Source organism: Pelagibacterium halotolerans B2, from assembly GCF_000230555.1.
In the GTDB taxonomy this organism is placed as follows: domain Bacteria; phylum Pseudomonadota; class Alphaproteobacteria; order Rhizobiales; family Devosiaceae; genus Pelagibacterium; species Pelagibacterium halotolerans.
The window spans coordinates 2435586-2455384 of the sequence record NC_016078.1 but is presented as its reverse complement, the minus strand read 5'-3'; the positions used below and the strand labels follow the sequence as shown (position 1 = coordinate 2455384).

Sequence of the window (19799 nt, the reverse complement as noted above, 5' to 3'; positions counted from 1 at the left end):
TGAGCGGCTTGACCGATAGCGAAGCCCAGCTTGAAGAGCAAAAGGCCAAACTTCGGCAAGAGGCCCTGGCCCGCCGGGAGGCCGTCCCGCAGGCCGATCGCGCCGATGCGGCTAAAATGGCCGCAGATGCCTTTTTGGAAGGCGTGCCGCTGCATTCGGACCAGAGCGTCGCGCTCTACTGGCCGATCCGTGACGAGATCGACTGCAAGCCGCTTCTGACCCGGCTCATGGATTCGGGCCAGAAAGTCGCCCTGCCTGTGGTGACCGGCGAGGACGAACCGCTCGAACTGCGGCTCTGGGAAGACGGCCAGCCGCTTTATCCCTCCGGGTTCGGCACGCTCGCACCGGCCGAGACCGCACCCATCATCACTCCCGATATTGTGGTCATTCCGCTTCTGGCCTTCGACAAGCTGGGCACCCGGCTGGGCTATGGCAAGGGCTATTACGACAGGACACTTGGCGCGCTGGGCAAAAAACCGCTGCTTGTCGGTTATGCGTTTTCGGCCCAGGAACTCGATTTCATTCCGCGGCTCGATCCCGCCCTGCCGCTCGACCTGCTGGTCACCGAGACCGGCCTGCGCCGTTTCGAGGGCGCATGAGGCTTTTGTTTCTGGGCGATGTGATGGGCCGGGCCGGGCGCGATGTGGTGGCCGAGCGGCTCCCCGCTTTGATCGAGCGCTGCCGGTTCGATTTCGTCATCGTCAATGGCGAGAACGCCAGCCATGGGCGCGGCATCACCGAGGCCCATTACGAAGTGTTGCGCGACGCGGGCGCCGATGTTGTGACGCTGGGCGATCATGCGTTCGACCAGCGCGAATTGATGACCGCCATCGAGCGCCACGATACGCTCATTCGTCCGATCAATTTCCCCCCCGGAGCGCCGGGGCGCGGCGCCACCATGATCACCGGTCGCAATGGCCATCAGGTGCTTGTGGTCAATGCGCTGGGCCGGGTGTTCATGCCGCCGATGGACGATCCGTTCCGGGCGGTGGACAACGCCATTGCGCGCTGCCCGCTGGGTGAGCAGGCCGATGCCATCGTCGTCGACTTCCACGCCGAAGCCACCTCGGAAATGCAGGGCATGGGCCATTATCTCGATGGCCGGGTTTCGCTCGTGGTGGGCACTCATACCCATATCCCGACCTCCGATCACCGCATCCTGCGCGGCGGAACGGGCCTGATGAGCGATGCCGGCATGTGCGGGGACTATGACAGCGTGATCGGCATGGAGCCCGAAGAGCCGCTCAATCGGTTCATCACGGGGTTGGCCACGGCGCGGTTCACGCCTTCGGAGGGCGAGGCCACGCTTTGCGGGGTGGCGATCGAGACCGATCGGGCCGGCCTGTGTACGCAGATCCAGCCGGTGCGCATCGGGGGATCGCTCTCGCAGGCCGTGCCGCAATTCTGAGGCTTTATTTCTGCGGATCGCTCCCCTATAAACCCGCAATTCCGATTTTAACGACGAGACAGGACTGTCCGACCATGGCCGGCCATTCACAGTTCAAGAACATCATGCACCGCAAGGGCCGTCAGGACGCGGTGCGCTCGAAAATCTTCTCCAAGCTGGCGCGTGAGATCACCGTCGCCGCCAAATCGGGCATGCCCGATCCGGCGATGAACCCGCGCCTGCGCCTGGCGGTGAACAACGCCAAGGCCCAGTCCATGCCCAAGGACAATATTGAACGCGCCATCAAAAAGGCGCAGGGCGGAGACGGGGAGAATTACGACGAGGTCCGCTACGAAGGCTATGGCCCGGGCGGGGTTGCGGTGATCGTCGAAGCCCTGACCGACAATCGCAACCGGACGGCATCGAACGTCCGTGCCATCTTCTCAAAGGCCGGCGGGGCGTTGGGCGAAACCGGTTCGGTCGCCTTCATGTTCGACCGTGTGGGGGAAATCTATTACCCCGCCAAGGCCGGTGATGCCGATGCCGTCATGGAAGCTGCAATCGAGGCGGGTGCCGAGGATGTGCAGTCCGACGAGGAAGGGCACACCATCTATTGCGCCTTTGAAGACATCGGCGAGGTTTCCACAGCGCTCGAAGCTGCGCTCGGAGAGGCCGAAAGCGTCAAGGCTGTGTTCAAGCCCCAGACCAATACGCCCGTCGATGCCGACAAGGGCGCGAGCCTGATGCGCATGATCGACAATCTCGACGATGATGACGATGTCCAGAACGTTTATGCCAATTTCGAGATGAGCGACGAGGACATGGCCAAGCTTTCGGCCTGACCGGCGCAGATTATTGTTTAAGGGCGGCCGTTGACGGCCGCCTTTTTCATGCGCTGCGTTTGACTTCCTGTCCGCGATAGACCAGCCCGGTCGACTCCTTGACCGCGGTGGGCGCTGCGGGGCGGGGCAGCAGCACAACGAGACTGACGGCGTTGCGTCCGGTTTCCTTGACCTTGTAGAGTTGCTCGTCGGCGCTGCGGAAGATGGCGCCGAATTCGGCTGGTTCGGCGGTAATGGCGCCGCCTATGCTCACGGACAGGATGTGAGCTCCGGCCCCGGAGCCGAATTCGATCGTCTGGACCGATTGGCGTATGGTTTCAGCGGTCTGCTGCGCCTGCTCGGCGCCCGCTGCCGGAAGAAAGACGCCGAATTCCTCGCCGCCCAGCCGGCCAATGATGTCGTCAGGTCCGACGGACGAGCGGATGGCCGCCACGATGAGCTTGAGCGCGGTGTCGCCGCTTGCATGGCCGTAGCGGTCATTGATCGATTTGAAGTGGTCGGCATCGATGACAAGCAGCGCGCCGCCCCCGGACTGCTCGTCGCGCAGCGCCACGCTGACCGCATCGACAAATGCCCCATGGTTGAGGCAATCGGTCAGGCTGTCGCGCGCGGCGGCCGCTTCAAGCCTGTCATAGGCGAGCTGCAGTTCGACCTGGCGTACGGACATGTAGAGCACCATCGGACCGCCAAGTGCGAGGGGCGCGATAATGGCGACGATCAGGCCGATTTCGCCGATACCCTGCGAGAAGATTTCGAGGATGATGTAGCTCATCACAACCGAAATGGCGACGGCGACCAGCATGTGGCCGAGCGTGCGTCGAACGATGCCGGCCCAGGCCTGCCGGGGCAGTCTGAATTCTCGTGCCATTGATATGAACCGAAAGTGTTTGCGTCCGGGTCGACACTAGCGGGTAATCGATGAACACAACCTTGCCTGGAACGGGAAAATTGGACCCGCACCGTAGTTTGTGATGTCAGGGGATAAAATCCCGATGTTTTTGGTTTGTTCACTTTGTACTTGGTAGGCTGATGCGAACGGGCTAATTTGGGGCATGTTGAATATCGTGCGAATCATGGGGATCGATCCGGGGCTGCGGCGGACCGGCTGGGGGATCATCGAAGCCGAGGGGAACCGGCTGCGGTTTATCGCCTGCGGGGTTTTGACGCCGGCGGTGGATCAGGAACTCGCACTGCGTCTCGTCCATCTCCATGAGGGGCTGATGCGGCTGATCGCCGAACATCATCCGACAGAAGCGGCGGTTGAGGAAACCTTCGTCAACGCCGGTGCGCGCTCGACGCTGCTTTTGGGCCAGGCGCGCGGCATTGCGGTCATGACACCGGCCTCGATGGGGCTGCCTGTGGGCGAATATTCGGCCAACCTCGTTAAAAAGTCGGTGGTCGGGACCGGTCACGCGGAAAAAAAGCAGATCGAATTGATGGTCAAGACATTGATGCCTGCCGCCAATTTCAAATCGGCCGACGCGGCCGATGCGCTGGCGATTGCCATTTGCCATGCCCACCATCGTCAACACCGCAAACTGGCAAAGAGCGCATGATCGGTAAACTCAAGGGCATCGTCGAAACGCTCGGGGACGACACCGCGCTGATCGACGTCAACGGCGTGTGTTACGAGGCTCATTGTTCGGGGCGCACGTTGCAGGCTTTGCCGCGCGTTGGTGAAGCGGCCGTGCTGTTTATCGAAATGATTGTGCGCGAGGACATGATCCGGCTCTACGGCTTTGCCACCGAGGGCGAAAAGAGCTGGTTTAGACTGTTGATGACCGTCCAGGGCGTGGGCTCGCGCGTCGCGCTGGGCATTCTTTCGATCCTTTCACCCTCCGATCTGTCCTCTGCCATCGCGCTGCAGGACAAGGCCATGGTGGGCCGCGCGTCGGGGGTCGGCCCCAAGCTGGCCCAGCGCATCGTCTCCGAACTCAAGGGCAAGGTTCCCGCTGGCGTATCCATCGATGCCGGAGCGATGGGCCTTCAGACCGCGCTGGTCGAGGGCAACGCTTCGGGCAATGTTTCGGACGCCGTCTCGGCGCTGGTCAATCTGGGCTACGGGCAGGCGCAGGCATCGAGCGCGCTGGCACGGGTGGTGGCGAAAGAGGGCGAGGACACGCCCACCGAAAAGCTCATCCGGCTGGGGTTGCGGGAACTATCCTCGTGATGGGTAGTCCACTAACAGGCGCCCTTTTGGCTGTCGGATTCGTCGCGGTGACAACGCTGATTTTTGCGGCTCTTGCCGGGATGGCGATAGGTATTCCGCTTGAACTTGTCGTTCCGGCGGTCATGCTGGCTGTATCGCCCGGTCTCGGGGCGCTCGGAGCCGCTGCCTGCTACCGCATCTACAAAGGAGTGAGCCGTCCGAGTTGGGCGTTCGTTTTCGCCGGCGCGGGATTGCTCAATGTCGTTATCTGGATCATCGTCGGGCTTTTTCCGACCGATCCTCCCGCCGATGCGGTGACGCGGGCCAAGGAGTATGTCGATCTTGTCGAGCTCCTTCCTCATGTGACGCTGGCGATCGCGATTTTGTGGTCGATGTGCGGGGCCGTTTTCTCCTGGCTTGACGCCCGCATGGTCGCGAGTGAAAAGCAGTCATGACCGATCTCACCAATGCCGCCGAAGGCCGCGACGACAGTCTCGACGTTTCCCTGCGCCCCTCGGGTTTTTCCGAGTTTATCGGGCAGGAGGCGGCGCGGGCCAATCTGCAGGTGTTTATCGAAGCGGCGCGGCAGCGTCAGGCGGCGCTCGATCATGTGTTGTTCGTCGGCCCGCCGGGGCTGGGCAAGACCACGCTCGCCCAGATCATTTCGCGCGAGCTTGGTGTGGGCTTTCGCGCCACGTCCGGGCCGGTTATCGCCAAGGCAGGCGATCTGGCCGCGCTTTTGACCAATCTCGAAGAGCGCGATGTGCTGTTCATCGACGAGATCCATCGCCTCAATCCGGCGGTCGAGGAAATTCTCTATCCGGCGATGGAGGATTTCCAACTCGATCTGATCATCGGGGAGGGTCCGGCGGCGCGTTCGGTGCGCATCGATCTGGCCAAGTTCACGCTGGTGGGCGCCACGACCCGCGCCGGTCTTTTGACCACCCCATTGCGCGACCGGTTCGGCATTCCGGTGCGATTGAATTTTTATACGCCCGAGGAACTGGTCAAGATCGTCGAGCGCGGCGCGCGGCTGATGGGGATGGCGATGACCTCGGACGGCGCTCTGGAAGTGGCCCGGCGCTCGCGCGGAACGCCGCGCATTGCGGGGCGTCTCTTGCGTCGGGTCACCGATTTTGCACTCGTCGAGGGCGCGACCGAGATCGACCGCAAGGTCGCCGACAAGGCGCTGCTGCGCCTCGATGTCGATGCGAAAGGGCTCGACCAGCTCGACCGGCGCTATCTCAAGACCATCGCCGAATTCTATGGCGGCGGGCCGGTGGGCATCGAAACCATTTCCGCAGCGCTCAGCGAACCGCGCGATGCCATCGAGGAAATCGTCGAGCCTTATCTTATCCAGCAGGGTTTCATCCAACGCACCCCGCGCGGGCGCATGATGACGGCGCTCTCGTTCCAGCACATGGGCTATGCCGTCCCGCAGGGTTTTGCCGGCTTGCAGGCCAGTCTTTTCGAGGATGAGGGAGAGACCGAGTGACAGTGTTTGGCGGAGAATTCGGCTCCGATGGCGTTTATCGGTTTCCGGTGCGCGTTTATTTCGAAGACACCGATTTCTCCACCAATGTCTATCACGCCGCCTATCTGAAGTTCTTCGAGCGGGCGCGGACGGAATTTCTGCGTGCCCTCGGCATCCATCACTTCGAATTGATCGCGGGGGGCCAGGCGTTCGCCATACGGGAAATGACCATTTCCTACGACAGCCCCGCCCATATCGACGATCTGCTCGAGATTGCAACGGAAATGACCGAGGTTGGGCGGGCGCGGATGGTGCTCCGGCAAACCTTGGTGCGCGATGGAGAAATCATCTGCCGTGCCGGTGTTGTGGCCGTGCTGCTCAACGAGAAGGGGCGTCCGGTGCGGCTGCCGGCTCGCCTGCGCGGCCTGCTTGATCGCGATTGAAAGAAGGAGGGTCGTGACCCTCCCTCAGCAGCGGAGCCCTTGATTTCAAGCGCTTTAGCGTGCCGGAATTACATGGCGTCGGCCTCCATCACCTGCCCGCGGATTTCGCCGCCGGGGTACTGTTCGGTGTGGATATTGAGATACCACAAACCGTCCATGAGCTGGGTGACCTGTTCTTCGGTCAATGTGGCACTGCCTTCGATGGGGCTGGCAAGGTCACCGTCGATCGGCACCACAGGGCCGGCATCCTCGCCCTCGGCGGCCGGGCCGTGGAAGTGGGCGGCCGTCGCCGGGCCGGTCAGTCCGTCATAGGTCGCCGTCCAGCTAAATTCCATCGTGTCGGAATCATAGCTCGCTTCGAGCGAGCCGGTGGCGGTGGAGTCAGCGGCTCCGGCCGCCTCGGCGGTGAGATCGGCGGTGAAATTGCTCATTTCGGCGTATGCCGGTGCGGCTGCGAGCATCAATGCGGCAATGCCGGCACCAAGGACGGGTGCGATCTTCATGATGTACTCCTCTCTTTGAAAGCGCGCCGCGCGCTGTGCCGGCGCACCCCCTAAACGCAGTACATGCCCGGGCGTTCCTCTCACATTAGTGCGGGCACAATGACGTCATGAAGGTTTATTAACCTTTCCTTGACCATAAATGGGGCAAGCGGCACCGCTGCGTCGAGCTGACCGGGATCGTGGGCATTTGTCTCTCACTTTTGACAAATTTGACCGCGATTGCATCGGGTGTTGCTGGCGGCGGGGCACCCATCGGCAAGGTTTTTTCTCCGAGGAAGACTCATAATGGAAGCTATGGACGCAGTGGGCAGCGCGGCGGCGCATACCGATTTTTCGCCCATCGGCCTGTTTCTGATGGCCGACATCGTCGTCAAGCTGGTGATGCTGGGCCTTCTGGCCGCATCGATCTGGTGCTGGGCCATCATCATCGACAAATCGCTCAAGTTCACCCGCGTGCGGTCGGACATGAACCAGTTCGAAAAGACCTTCTGGTCGGGCCAGTCGCTCGAAGAGCTCTATCAGACGCTCTCCCAGCGCCCCACCAGTGGCCTGGCCGCGGTGTTCGTTGCGGCGATGAAGGAATGGAAGCGATCGCACGAACAGAACGCCTCGAGCTATCTCGGGGTGCAGGCGCGTCTCGACAAGGTGCTCGACGTGGCCATCTCACGTGAAAGCGAGCAGCTCGAAAGCCGGTTGCCCTTCCTGGCAACCGTGGGTTCTGCGGCCCCCTTCATCGGTTTGTTCGGTACGGTCTGGGGCATCATGAACGCCTTTTCGTCCATTGCCGCCTCGCAAAGCGCCAGTCTTGGCGTCGTCGCCGGCCCGATTGCCGAGGCGCTGTTTGCCACGGCCATTGGCCTTGTGGCGGCCATTCCCGCGGTTATCGCCTACAACAAGCTCTCGGGCGATGCCAACAAGCTCGTGGGCCGACTGGAAGGCTTCGCCGATGAATTCGCGGCCATATTGGGCCGCCAACTCGAAGCGCGGAGCCGCAAGTAATGGGCATGGGTGTTGCAGGCGGAAGCGGGGGCGGACGCCGCCGCCGTCGCGGCCAGCGCAGGGCCATGATGAGCGAAATCAACGTCACGCCCTTTGTCGACGTTGTGCTGGTGCTGCTTATCGTGTTCATGGTCGCCGCCCCCATGATGACGGCTGGGGTCGCGGTCGATCTGCCGCAGTCCTCGGCAGGCGAGTTGCAGACGCCACGCACCCCGATCATGGTTTCGGTTACCCCCGAGGGTGAGATTTTTGTCGATGACGAGCCGGTGGTGTCTTCCGCGCTGGTGGACGCCGTTTCCGCGCTCGCGGAATCGACTGAAGACCGGATTTATGTGCGGGGCGACACCTCTGCCAGCTACGGCACCGTGATGGATGTCATGGGCACGCTTTCGTCGGCCGGATATTCGCGCATCGGATTGATCACGCAGCAGCCGACTGCCGACAGTTCGGGGCAATAGTCCATGCGGATCGGGACCACTGTATCGGTCGTCGGCCATATCGCCATTATCGGGCTCACCCTCGTGCAGCTTTCGAGCGTCGAGCGGCTGGACCCCAATATGGATTCGGCGATTTCGGTCGATCTGGTCCCGATTTCGGAATTTTCCAACATTCAGGCCGGCAATCTGCAAAGCGAGATCGTCGAGACCGAAACACCGTCGGCCGTCGATACAGAAGTCGAAGCCGAGCTCGCAGAACGCACCGGCAACACTGAAGAAGACCAGCCCAACCCCGAAATCTCCGACACCCCGTCTCCGGCCCCTACGGTCGAGACGGCGCCGGCACCTGAGCCGACCCCGGAACCCGAACCAGAACCAGAGCCCGAACCCGAACCAACGCCGCCGCCCACTCCGGCGCCGCGTCCCGAGCCCACGCCGGAACCCGAGCCCGCTCCCGAGCCAGAGCCTGTCCCTGCGCCCGAACCCGTGCCAGCGCCTGAACCCGAGCCGGAACCCGAACCAGAGCCGGAGCCCGAACCGGTGCCGGAACCTGAGCCAGAGCCTGAACCCGAGCCGGAGCCAGAGCCTGAGCCAGAGCCGCAACCGGTTGCCCCGGTGCCGCCGCGGGTGACCTCCGATGTTTCGCAATTGCGCGAGCAGTTTGCCGAAGCTCAGCGTCAGCCTGAACCCACGCCCAACCCCACGCCGACGCCACAGGAGACCGGCAGCCAGGTGTCCGACGAACTGGCCGACCGCATCGGTGATCTCATCAATGAGGAAACCTCGCGCGGGGCCACGACCGGCGCCGGCGGGCAGTCTTCATTGGGCGCGGCCAGCGGGCAATCGGCGACGCTTACCCAATCCGAACAGTCGGCACTGGCGGCAGCCATGCGCCGCTGCTGGACACCGCCCCCGGGTGCGCTCAGCGTGCCGGGCCTGACGGTGCGGGTTCTGGTTTCGCTCAACCAGGATGGTTCGGTTGCGACCACCGAAATCCGGTCTGCTCTGACCGACGATCTTATGCGCTCGACCGCCTTTGCCGCCCAGCGGGCCGTCGAGCGGTGCGGTCCCTACACCATGTTGCCGGCCGAGAAATATGATAGCTGGCGGCAGGTGGACGTGACCTTCGATCCGCGCGATCTTTAGAGAGGGACTGCGATGCGTGGCCAAAATGCAATAGCGAGCGGAAAACGTGCCGAGAACCGATATTCGGACATGATTTGCCGTTAATCGAGGCAACTTCAATTCAGCCTCTCCGGTTGACAGGCCGGATCGAGGCGGCGGCACAGGCCGTCAAACATGGAGACTGACGTGCAAAATACTTCGATGACCCGCAGGACGGCGCTCATGCTGGGCCTTTCGGGCGCTGCCATGGTGGCTGCGAGCCCGGTTCTGGCCCAACTGCAGATCACGGTCACGGGCGGAAATTTTACGCCCATGCCGATAGCCATTCCCAATTTTGCCTCGGCCGATGCCGCGTTCGGGGCCGAGGTGGCGCAGGTCGTGCGCAACAACCTCACCAATTCGGGGCTGTTCCGCCTGGTCGATCCGGCCGGGTATCCCGCCCAGGTGGGCGATCCCAACCAGACGCCGGATTTCCCCGCTTGGCGCTCGACGGGCGCCGATGCGGTGATCATGGCAGACGCCAACCGGTCCGGGCAGATCCAGTCGAGCCTGCGGCTGTGGGACACGACGGCGGGCGCGCAGGTCACCGGAAAATCATACGGTACGGACGCAAGCTCATGGCGGCGGATTGCCCATATCGCGTCCGATGCCGTTTATACCGGCCTGACCGGGGAAACGGGCTATTTCGACTCCCGCGTCGTTTTTGTCGCGGAAAGCGGCCCGCGCGCCAACCGGGTCCGGCGGCTGGCCATCATGGATCAGGATGGTGCCAATATCCGCTATCTCAGCGATGGCGCTCAGCAGATCCTTACCCCGCGCATGTCGCCCGACGGTCAATCGGTGGCCTATATGGTGCTCGACGGCTCCACGTCTTCGGGCATTTTTATAGTGAACATGGCGTCGGGTCAGTCCCAGTCCATCGGTCGTTTCGGACAGATGAGCTTTGCGCCGCGCTTTTCGCCCGACGGGCGCCGGCTGGTGTTCTCGGTCACCAATGGTGCCGTCACCAATATCTACGCCATGGATCTGGCCGGCGGACAGCCTCAGCAACTCACCACGGGTTCGGCCATCGATACGTCGCCATCCTATTCGCCCGACGGGCAGCGCCTTACATTCGAGTCCGACCGTGGCGGACGCCCGCAAATTTACGTGATGTCGGCGGCTGGCGGCGGCGCGGAGCGGATTTCGTATGGCGACGGGTCTTATTCCACACCAGTCTGGTCGCCCAAGGGTGACCTGATCGCCTTTACCCGCCAGTCGGGCGGCCAGTTCTCGATCGGGATCATGGGGCCGGACGGATCGGGTGAGCGCATCCTTGCGACCTCCTACCATGCCGAGGGTCCCACATGGGCACCCAATGGCCGGGTCTTGATGTATTTCCGCGATCCGGGCGGCAATGACGGGGCACAGCTTTACTCCATCGACATCTGGGGCCGAAACGAACGGCGCATTCCCACCGAGGGCTTCGCGTCCGATCCCGCGTGGGGACCGCTCTTGTCCTAAGGTCAATTGCAGCCGTGCAACACTTGGCGGGCGTCCTGTTTCGGGACGCCTTTTTGCCGGGCAGATGCCGCAATTGCGCCCGATTAGCACAAGATTAACTATGCCCACATACGCGCGATTAAGATAACGCGCTGTAAAAATGCTAACCACAATTTTCCGGTTCTGGAGCTTTTCGCTATGGGTTCGACCATGCCCCTTCTTCGTTTCGGCAAAGGCCTCCTCCTGGCGGTCTTGCTTGTTGCTGTCGCCGCCTGCGCCCGCACCCCGACCACGGGCGTCGGCAATATCAGCGGCGACGCCGCGGGGGGCGGTGGCGCTCCCGGCAGCCAGCAGGAATTCCTGGTTTCGGTTGGCGACCGTGTCTTCTTTGAAACCGATTCGTCGGTTCTGACCGCCGATGCGCAGGCGACGCTGAACCAGCAGTCCCAGTGGCTGCAGCAATACTCGCAGTACCGTATCGTGATCGAAGGTCACGCCGACGAACGCGGCACGCGTGAATACAACATTGCGCTTGGCGCGCGCCGCGCCACGGCCGTCGTCAATTACCTGGTTTCCCGCGGCATTCCGCAGGAGCGTTTGTCGACCGTTTCCTACGGCAAGGAACGTCCGGTCGCGATCTGCAACGATATTTCGTGCTGGAGCCAGAACCGCCGTGCGGTCACCGTTTTGACAAACTGACAATCCAATTCGCGAATGCCAATCTGGAGGCATAGCGTCGGGACCGCGTATCTGGTCCCGGCGCTTCTTTTTTGCCAAAAATCTGCTTTAATCACGCATCCTTAAATCATTGAACTGCGTTGCTCGTGCGTGGGTAGCGCCTGTGAAGGAGATTTGTTGTGTCGAGACATTTAATGACGCTCGCGGGGCGATGGCGGCAGGGTGCCGTGATCGCCGCAACGGCGGGACTTCTGACTTTTTCCATGACCGTCGCCGGACAGGGGCAGGGCAATGACCTTGCCGCCATGCAGGTGCGTCTCGACCAGCTCGAAGAGCAGGTGCGGCTCAATTCGGGCCAGATCGAGGGCCTGCAGTTCCAACTCACGCAACTCCAGAGCCTTCTCGAGCGCACCCAGGAAGATAATGAATACCGCTTCCAGCAGTTGGAGGGCGGGAGCCTGGGGGAAACTGATGCGGCAACTCCATCCGGAGGCGAGACGCCTGCCGAGCGGTTGCCGCAGGAAAACCAGTCCCAAACCGAGCCGGCCCCGTCCGATCAGACCGTGATCGATCCCCTGGTTGGGGATTCCGACATCATGGATGGCAGCGAAATCGGCGGCGAGGACAACCTCTATGCCAGCGATGTGTTCGCCCAGGAGCAGACCGAGCAGGACGCCGACGACGTCGTCCTTGGCCCACCCGAAGGCGAACTGGGCAGCACACCGCCGTCCGAGCCGCTCGACCTCAGTTTCGATCCCGATGCGATCCCGCTCGAGGACGGCGATGCCAACGCCCAGTATCAGGCGGGCTATGATGCCGTTGTGCGGGGCGAATATGCCTTTGCGGAAAACCAGTTCCGCCAGTTTATCGAGAGCTTTCCCGACCATCAGCAGGCACCTGACGCCACATATTGGCTGGGTGAAACCCTGATCCAACGCGCCGCCTATGGCGAGGCCGCCGAAGTCCTGCTCGACGGTTTCGAGAGCTATCCCACATCAACGCGCGCTCCGGACCTCCTTTTCAATCTCGGCATTGCGCTGCATGGGGCGGGAGAGTTCGATACGGCTTGCCGCACCTATGGCGAGGTGCTGCGCCGCTATCCCGAATCCACCGGTGCGTTCCGTGACCGGGTTATCGCCGAACAGGCGCGGGCGGGGTGCTGACATCGACCGACATGGCGCTGTGCGGGCTGGACCCGCATGCGCTTTTCGCGCCGGTCGCCAATTGCCAGACCGTCGGGCTGGCCGTTTCGGGCGGGGCCGATTCGCTTGCGCTTATGCTGCTTTATGCCGCCTGGAGCGGTGATAGGCCCCGCGCAGTGGTCTATACGGTCGACCATCGCCTGCGCCCCGAGGCGCAAGCCGAGGCAGCCATGGTGGTTGCCGAAGCCGAAAAGCCCGGTCTCACCTGCCGGTCCCTGGTCTGGGACGGGCCAAAGCCGTCTTCTGGCAAGCAAAGCGCGGCGCGCAGCGCCCGATACCGTCTGATGGCAAAGGCCATGGCCGCCGACGGTGCCGAGGTGCTGGTGACCGCTCATCATCTGCGTGATCAGGCCGAGACCGTGCTGATGCGCCTCGCCCATGGCAGCGGCGTTACCGGGCTGGCCGGCATGCGGGATTTTTCCGTTGTCGAGGGTGTCGAGGTGTTTCGCCCTCTGCTTGGCGTTCCGGCCGAAACGCTGGCCACGCTCGTGGCGCGGGCGGGACTGTCGCCGGTCCACGATCCGTCCAATGCCGATCCCGCCTATGAACGCACGCGCTGGCGCAATGCGCTGCCCGCGCTTGGCGAACTCGGGTTGACGCCCGCCATTCTGGGCAAGGCCGGCGAGCGGATGGCGCGGATCGATGCCTTTGCCGCGCGCGCCGCCGATGAATTTGCCGAAGCCCATATGACACGCGACGCCCTGGGGGTGTTGCGGATCGCCCGCGCCGCCCTCGATCATGCCGATCCCGAAATCGGAATCCGGGCCATCGACATCGCGGTCGCGGCGGTATCGGGCGCGCGCTCGTTCGCGCTGGGACGCATCGAGGAACTGGCGGCGCGGCTCGCATCCGGCGAGCGGTTTGCAGCAACGCTGGCCGGTGCGCGCCTTGTGGCGCAGGAAAACGCAATCGTGATCCATCGTGAGGCAGGGCGGCACGGCCTGCCCACGACCAGTCTCGCGCCGGGCGAAAGCGTTATTTGGGACGGCCGTTTTTCCATCACGGCCAGCCGCGCCGGAACAATCGTGCCGGCCAGCGGGTTGACCCGCAAACGGTTCAGGGATCTGACCGGCAAGGAGCTTGAAGGACCCGTCGCGGGTCTGCGTGCCGCGCCGCTGATTTGCGACGCGCGGGGCGAAATTGCCGCCATCGGCTGCCTGGAGATTGCGGAAGGGTTTGCAGTAGAGCAAATCCCGTTAACCTCTCGGGCGGGAAACTGCGGCAATCGGCCACCGGGCGGGGCTGTTGCCCTTGTATCGCCCGAATGACGGCCTTACATTCGGCGTCAACAATTATGGCACGTCGTGTGCCGCGCGGCCCGCTCGAGGGGCTGTTGCAACCTAAGGGCGTTGCCCGACCGGGACAGGATTGATGAACGGAAATTTTCGGAACTTGGCTATCTGGCTGGTTATCCTTTTCATGCTCTTGGGGCTGTTTCAGGTTTTCCAGTCCTCGACCCGAACCGTTTCGACGGTTGAGCGGACCTACAGCCAGTTCGTGAGCGATATCGACAATGGCCGTATCGCCGAAGTCACGATCATCAACGATACCGTCCAGGGCCGCACCAATGAGGGCACGCGGTTCGAAGTGACGATCCCTGAAGGCGCCAATATCGTCGAGCGGCTGGAAAGCCAGAACGTCGAAATCACGGCCCGCGCGCCGGAAGGCTCTCCTTTCTGGTCGATCCTGCTGTCGAGCTGGCTGCCATTTATCGTCCTGATTGCCGTATGGTTCTTCTTTATCCGTCAGATGCAGGGCGGTGGCCGTGGCGGCGCCATGGGCTTTGGCAAGTCGCGCGCCAAGATGCTCACCGAATCTTCGGGCAAGGTGACGTTCGAGGACGTGGCCGGCGTCGAGGAAGCCAAGCAGGACCTTGAGGAAATCGTCGAATTCCTGCGCGATCCGGGCAAGTTCCAGCGGCTGGGTGGACGCATCCCGCGCGGCGTGCTGCTTGTCGGCCCTCCGGGCACCGGTAAGACGCTGCTGGCCCGTTCGGTGGCCGGTGAAGCCAATGTGCCGTTCTTTACGATTTCGGGTTCGGACTTTGTTGAAATGTTCGTCGGTGTCGGCGCGTCCCGCGTGCGCGACATGTTTGAGCAGGCCAAGAAGAACGCGCCGTGCATCATCTTCATCGACGAAATCGACGCCGTCGGACGCCAGCGCGGCGCCGGGCTCGGTGGCGGCAATGACGAGCGCGAACAGACGCTCAACCAGTTGCTTGTCGAAATGGACGGGTTCGAGGCCAATGAAGGCATCATCCTGATCGCGGCGACCAACCGTCCCGACGTTCTCGATCCCGCGCTGCTGCGTCCGGGCCGTTTCGACCGTCAGGTCGTGGTGCCCAATCCCGACGTTGCCGGTCGCGAACGCATCCTCAAGGTCCACGTCCGCAAGGTTCCCCTTGCGCCCGATGTGGATCTGAAGGTCCTGGCCCGCGGCACGCCCGGTTTTTCGGGTGCGGATCTGATGAACATCGTCAACGAAGCCGCGCTTCTGGCCGCGCGCCGCAACAAGCGGTTCGTGACCCATGCCGAGTTCGAGGACGCAAAGGACAAGATCATGATGGGCGCCGAGCGCCGCACCATGGCCATGACCGATGAGGAAAAAAAGCTCACCGCCTATCACGAGGCCGGTCACGCGCTCATCAACCTGATGCTGGTGGGCAAGCTCGATCCGATCCACAAGGCAACCATCATCCCGCGCGGCCGCGCGCTGGGCATGGTGATGACCCTGCCCGAAAAGGACAGCTATTCGTTCTCGCGTGAAAAGGCCGTGGCGCGTCTGGCCATGCTGTTTGGCGGCCGCGAGGCCGAGATCTACAAGTTCGGCCCTGAAAAGGTTACGTCGGGCGCCTCGGGCGATATCCAGATGGCGACCAATTTGGCCCGCTCGATGGTGATGGAATGGGGCATGAGCGAGAAGCTCGGCCGGGTACGCTACAAATCGAACGACCAGGAAGTGTTCCTCGGCCATTCGGTGACCCAGTCCCAGCACATGTCGGACGAAACCGCCAAGCTGATCGACGAGGAAGTGCGCAAGCTCGTCGAGGACGGCGAATTGGCGGCCCGCACCATGATCCGGGAAAACATCGACAAGTTCGAAACCGTCGCCCAGGCGCTGCTCGAATACGAAACCCTGACCGGTGACGAATTGCGCGGCCTGATGGACGGCAAGCAGCCCGTCCGGGACATCGATAACGACAACACGCCGAAATCGACCGGCGTGCCCAAGGCGGGCAAGGCGCACAAGAAGCGCGGCGGCGAGGAAGAACCCGATGCCGGGCTCGAGCCCCAACCGGGCACCTGATTGCCCCAGTGTTCAAAGGGTCGCTCTCTGGAGCGGCCTTTTTTTGTTTGTCCCGGTGTCCCACGCCTTGCTTTACCTCTTCCCTTGCTGCCCGGCGAAAGCTGGGGCCGATGAGCCTTGCCCCAGGCTGCAGAGCATCGGCAAGGCTGCTGGGTCGCCGATCAGGTCCGGGACAGGGAAGGGAAGGGAAGGGAAGGGAAGGGAAGGGAAGGGAAGGGTCACGCTCTCGGCTCCATCACCAAACATTCACCACCCCACTGCGCGTCATCCTCGGGCTTGACCCGGGGATCCGCAGTCCGTCCGCAAGCGCAGCAGAAGTGGTGCGCGCCGCCCTCCTATCGCATCCCAACCCCCTCACCGGCTGCCCGATGCAGCGGATCCCCGGGTCAAGCCCGAGGATGACGCGATGGGGGTGGAGACGCGCGTGAGAAACTTTATCCCCGCGTCCTGCACCTGCTCCATACTGCCCTGACGAACCCGCGCATATGGACGCAAGCGCAACGAACGTTTGGGCGGGTTCGGTCCGGGTTCCTTGCGGGTCGCCGCAGGGAAGGCCCAAAGCGGACGGATGGCCGGACGAGGAGTGGTATCCACGTCGTACCGGGGAAACCCGGAGGGGCACCGCGGAAGGCACCAGCGATGGTGTCATCCCGACAAACCCCAGCCCGAGACGCCGCCATAAGCCAAAAACCCCGGATGCATGGGGCGATGATCGCTTCATATATACAAATTTCAGTGCGGAGCGTTCATCGCCCCATGCCGTCTACTTCGATCCGTCCTTCGGCCAATCGTGCCGGTGGCACGATTGGAGGTGAGAAGGCCATGAGAGCTAAGCTCGAATGGCCATCAAAGTCCGAGGCGAGATCGCCGTCGGAGGTTTTGCCATGGCCGAAAGAAAGGCCCCTCACCGGCCCGCCGGCCGTCCCATGGAACGGAGCGCTGCACGTACGCAATCCACCTTATTGCCAGCCTAAACGCGTGTTTAACCAGAGATGGTCAAATGTGGGCGCAGGGACGATTTGGCGATGCCTGCCGTGCAGGTTTTGGGGGAAATTGACTATGTTCAAGCGACAGGGCGCCGCGTCCGGCGAAGCACAATCGAAACTGGAAGCCATCGATCGATCGCAGGCGGTGATCGAGTTTTCGCTCGACGGCACCATTCTGACCGCAAACGAGAACTTTCTTGTGGCCATGGGCTACGGGCTCGAAGAGATCGTTGGCAAGCATCATTCGATGTTCGTTCAGCCCGAATACGCGGCCGGCCAAGAGTACCGGGCCTTCTGGAAGAGCCTGGCGGAAGGGCTCTATCAGGCCGACGAGTTCAAGCGGGTGGCCAAGGGTGGCCGCGAGATCTGGATTCAGGCAAGCTATAACCCGATCCTCGACCGTTCGGGCCGGCCAGTCAAAGTCATAAAATTTGCCACCGACATCACCGCGCAAAAGCTGCGTGCCGCCGATCACGCGGCTCAGATCGCCGCCATCGGTCGGGTGCAGGCGGTCATCGAATTCACGCTGGACGGCAAGGTCGTTACCGCAAACCAGAATTTTCTTTCAACGCTCGGCTATGGTCTTGAAGAGATCGTCGGCAAGCATCACGCCATGTTCTGCGACCCGGCCCATTCAGCGTCGCGTGAATATGCCGATTTCTGGGATCGGCTGCGGGCGGGAGAGTTCGTGGCCGGTGAGTTCCAGCGCGTGGGCAAGGGTGGCAGGGACATCTGGATACAGGCGAGCTATAATCCGATCCTCGATCCTACCGGCAAGCCGGTCAAGATCATCAAGTTCGCCACCGACATTACCGAGCGCAAGCGTGCCGAGGCGATCATTTCGCTGTTGACCAAAAGCCTCGAACGCATGGCTGAAGGCGATCTGCGCGGGCGGATAGAAGAGACATTCACCGGGCAGTACGAAGCGCTGCGGCAGGCGTACAACAAGACGCTCGACCAGCTTGTCGATATCGTTTCGCGTCTCAAATCGACTTCAGGGGCCGTCAAGACCGCCACCAGCGAATTGCTTACGGGCGCCAACGACCTGGCCGATCGGACCACCAAGCAGGCCGCGACAATCGAGGAGACCTCGGCGGCCATGGAGCAGCTTTCGGGCGCCGTCGTGGCCAGCGCCGGGCAGGCGCGGACCGCAGCCGATAAGGCGCGCTCGCTTTCGGCCAGCGCCAGCGAGGGCGGTACCGTGATGGATGAAGCCAACAAGGCAATGGAGCGGATCTCCGCCTCTTCGGCAAAGATATCCAACATCATCGGGATGATCGACGACATTGCGTTCCAGACCAACCTTCTGGCGCTCAATGCTTCGGTGGAAGCGGCGCGCGCGGGGGAAGCGGGCAAGGGGTTTGCCGTTGTCGCCATCGAAGTGCGCCGGCTGGCCCAGTCGGCGGCCGATGCGTCTTCGGAGGTCAAGGCGCTTATCGAGACCAGTGCTGCCGAAGTGGCCGGCGGCTCGCGGCTCGTCGAGCAGGCCGCCGCCCGGTTGCTCGAGATTTTGCAGGGTGCCGAAGAAAGCTCGACTGTTATCGAGGCGATCGCAAAGGCGGCTGCCGAGCAGTCCTCTGCCATTGAGGAGGTCAATGGCGCCGTGCGGCAGATGGACGAGATGACCCAGCACAATGCGGCCCTTGTCGAAGAGACAAACGCGGCCATCGAACAGACCGAAGGCCAGGCGGGCGAACTTGACCGGATCGCGGCTGTGTTCAGCGTGAACGATCAGGCCATGCCGTCCACCGCTGCAACGGGTTCCGCACCGCGGCGCGCCTATCGGGTGGATGGAAATGCCGCGATCAGCTCTGACTGGGAGGATTTCTAGCCCGGGTACAATCAGCTTTGGCCGGCGCCCCTTGTCACGAAGCGTGCTCTTGGGTACCGAGAGGCATCTTTGATGGAGAAGCAGCGCGTGGCCAAGATCGATACCAAGACCGAAGGACTGGACCTCTATGTCTATGTCGCCAAAACCTTTGCCGACAGTCCATGGCTTCACTACGGTCTTTGGGAACCCGGCGAGCGTCCCAACATCCCCCAGCTTCGCATGGCCCAGGAGCGCTATGTCGAAAAGCTCCTCGCGCTGATCCCGCCGGCCCCTGGCCGGCTTCTCGATATCGGCGGGGGCACGGGCGAGATGGCAAAGCTGTTGCTCGACAAGGGCTACACCGTCGAGATGATTACCCCGAGCCATCTGCAGGCCGAAGTGGCTGCTGAAAAGCTGGGCCCCAATGGGCGTGTGCACGAGACGAAATTCGAGGACTTTTCGGGCGAGGGTCCGTTCGACGTGTGCATGTTCTCCGAGAGCTTCCAGTATGTGGACCTGCACGCCAGTCTTGCCAAGCTCAAACATATCCTCGCACCCAATGGCCGGGTGATAATCGCCGACTGTTTCCGTTCCCATGCCTATCAGGGAGACAGGCAGCCGGGCGGTGGACACCGCTACTCCGAGTTTGTCGACGCAGTGGAGCGGGCCGGATTTGTGGTTGTCGAGAACGAGGATGTAACGCTTGCCGCCGCGCAAACCATGGCCATCGATCAGAATGTCTATCGTGGCTTTGTCGCGCCGACGGTCGACCAGGTGCGCGGGCTGTTGTCGCACAAACGGCCGATCCTCTTCTGGTTTCTCAAGACGGCCTACAAGATTTTCGTTCCGAAATCGGAGCGTGAGAACATCGTGGCACGGCTCAAGGCCGATTACCGCTCGCCGGAAGCCTTTGCTGCGGTCAATACCTATCGCTTCCTTGCTTTCGAAAAGCGCGGCTGACCTCGCATCAATTTTT

Annotated in this window: 20 protein-coding genes; 18 read left to right on the top strand and 2 right to left on the bottom strand. The window is 62.5% G+C overall.

Going from position 1 to position 19799, the window contains the following annotated elements:
* Positions 1–8: 8 nt before the first annotated feature.
* The 3 genes from KKY_RS11980 to KKY_RS11970 all read left to right on the top strand — a co-directional run bounded on the left by KKY_RS11980 (position 9) and on the right by KKY_RS11970 (position 2229).
* Positions 9–599, top strand: coding sequence for a 5-formyltetrahydrofolate cyclo-ligase (locus KKY_RS11980; RefSeq protein ID WP_014131620.1), 591 nt, complete (start codon positions 9–11; stop codon positions 597–599).
* A complete protein-coding gene (locus KKY_RS11975) occupies positions 596–1408 on the top strand; it encodes a TIGR00282 family metallophosphoesterase (RefSeq protein WP_014131619.1) in 813 nt (270 codons plus the stop codon). The genes KKY_RS11980 and KKY_RS11975 overlap by 4 nt, the downstream gene beginning before the upstream one ends.
* A gap of 74 nt (positions 1409–1482) precedes the next feature.
* A complete protein-coding gene (locus KKY_RS11970) occupies positions 1483–2229 on the top strand; it encodes a YebC/PmpR family DNA-binding transcriptional regulator (RefSeq protein WP_014131618.1) in 747 nt (248 codons plus the stop codon).
* 46 nt (positions 2230–2275) lie between these two features.
* Here the strand turns inward: KKY_RS11970 and KKY_RS11965 are convergent, their stop codons facing one another.
* Positions 2276–3097, bottom strand: a complete 822-nt coding sequence (locus tag KKY_RS11965) for a GGDEF domain-containing protein (RefSeq protein WP_014131617.1) — start codon at positions 3095–3097, stop codon at positions 2276–2278.
* Between the two features lie 184 nt (positions 3098–3281).
* On the opposite strand from KKY_RS11965, the gene ruvC reads away from it, so the two are divergent.
* The 5 genes from ruvC to KKY_RS11940 are packed head-to-tail and all read left to right on the top strand — an operon-like array spanning position 3282 to position 6295.
* On the top strand, positions 3282–3785 hold the full coding sequence (gene ruvC / locus KKY_RS11960) for a crossover junction endodeoxyribonuclease RuvC (RefSeq protein ID WP_014131616.1): 504 nt from the start codon (positions 3282–3284) through the stop codon (positions 3783–3785).
* A complete protein-coding gene (gene ruvA, locus KKY_RS11955) occupies positions 3782–4399 on the top strand; it encodes a Holliday junction branch migration protein RuvA (RefSeq protein ID WP_014131615.1) in 618 nt (205 codons plus the stop codon). Before ruvC ends, ruvA begins: the two co-directional genes overlap by 4 nt.
* The gene (locus KKY_RS11950) at positions 4399–4833 is read left to right on the top strand and encodes a hypothetical protein (RefSeq protein ID WP_139305042.1); all 435 of its coding nucleotides are present in this window, start codon (positions 4399–4401) and stop codon (positions 4831–4833) included. Before ruvA ends, KKY_RS11950 begins: the two co-directional genes overlap by 1 nt.
* Positions 4830–5873, top strand: a complete 1044-nt coding sequence (gene ruvB / locus KKY_RS11945; protein WP_014131613.1) for a Holliday junction branch migration DNA helicase RuvB — start codon at positions 4830–4832, stop codon at positions 5871–5873. The genes KKY_RS11950 and ruvB overlap by 4 nt, the downstream gene beginning before the upstream one ends.
* Positions 5870–6295 (top strand): YbgC/FadM family acyl-CoA thioesterase, encoded by a 426-nt coding sequence (locus KKY_RS11940; protein WP_014131612.1) that lies wholly within the window; start codon positions 5870–5872, stop codon positions 6293–6295. Before ruvB ends, KKY_RS11940 begins: the two co-directional genes overlap by 4 nt.
* Before the next feature lie 68 nt (positions 6296–6363).
* On the opposite strand, the gene KKY_RS11935 is transcribed toward KKY_RS11940, so the two are convergent.
* Positions 6364–6798, bottom strand: a complete 435-nt coding sequence (locus KKY_RS11935) for a CHRD domain-containing protein (protein ID WP_014131611.1) — start codon at positions 6796–6798, stop codon at positions 6364–6366.
* Positions 6799–7092: 294 nt separating this feature from the next.
* Here KKY_RS11935 and tolQ point away from each other — a divergent pair, with 294 nt between their 5' ends.
* The 10 genes from tolQ to KKY_RS11885 all read left to right on the top strand — a co-directional run bounded on the left by tolQ (position 7093) and on the right by KKY_RS11885 (position 19783).
* A complete protein-coding gene (gene tolQ / locus KKY_RS11930; protein WP_090832431.1) occupies positions 7093–7797 on the top strand; it encodes a protein TolQ in 705 nt (234 codons plus the stop codon).
* Positions 7797–8255 (top strand): biopolymer transporter ExbD, encoded by a 459-nt coding sequence (locus KKY_RS11925; protein ID WP_014131609.1) that lies wholly within the window; start codon positions 7797–7799, stop codon positions 8253–8255. Before tolQ ends, KKY_RS11925 begins: the two co-directional genes overlap by 1 nt.
* A 3-nt stretch (positions 8256–8258) precedes the next feature.
* Positions 8259–9380, top strand: a complete 1122-nt coding sequence (locus KKY_RS20750) for a cell envelope integrity TolA family protein (RefSeq protein WP_014131608.1) — start codon at positions 8259–8261, stop codon at positions 9378–9380.
* 180 nt (positions 9381–9560) lie between these two features.
* Positions 9561–10862, top strand: a complete 1302-nt coding sequence (gene tolB / locus KKY_RS11915) for a Tol-Pal system beta propeller repeat protein TolB (RefSeq protein ID WP_420850715.1) — start codon at positions 9561–9563, stop codon at positions 10860–10862.
* Positions 10863–11039: 177 nt separating this feature from the next.
* Positions 11040–11540, top strand: coding sequence for a peptidoglycan-associated lipoprotein Pal (gene pal, locus KKY_RS11910; protein ID WP_014131606.1), 501 nt, complete (start codon positions 11040–11042; stop codon positions 11538–11540).
* Positions 11541–11698: 158 nt separating this feature from the next.
* On the top strand, positions 11699–12682 hold the full coding sequence (gene ybgF / locus KKY_RS11905) for a tol-pal system protein YbgF (protein WP_139305041.1): 984 nt from the start codon (positions 11699–11701) through the stop codon (positions 12680–12682).
* Positions 12676–13989, top strand: coding sequence for a tRNA lysidine(34) synthetase TilS (tilS, locus tag KKY_RS11900; protein ID WP_014131604.1), 1314 nt, complete (start codon positions 12676–12678; stop codon positions 13987–13989). Before ybgF ends, tilS begins: the two co-directional genes overlap by 7 nt.
* A gap of 103 nt (positions 13990–14092) precedes the next feature.
* Positions 14093–16027 (top strand): ATP-dependent zinc metalloprotease FtsH, encoded by a 1935-nt coding sequence (gene ftsH, locus KKY_RS11895; protein WP_014131603.1) that lies wholly within the window; start codon positions 14093–14095, stop codon positions 16025–16027.
* A gap of 1059 nt (positions 16028–17086) precedes the next feature.
* The gene (locus KKY_RS11890; RefSeq protein ID WP_014131602.1) at positions 17087–18844 is read left to right on the top strand and encodes a methyl-accepting chemotaxis protein; all 1758 of its coding nucleotides are present in this window, start codon (positions 17087–17089) and stop codon (positions 18842–18844) included.
* 87 nt (positions 18845–18931) lie between these two features.
* Positions 18932–19783: a class I SAM-dependent methyltransferase gene (locus KKY_RS11885; RefSeq protein ID WP_158308071.1), complete on the top strand. Its 852-nt coding sequence runs from the start codon at positions 18932–18934 to the stop codon at positions 19781–19783.
* Positions 19784–19799: the final 16 nt, after the last annotated feature.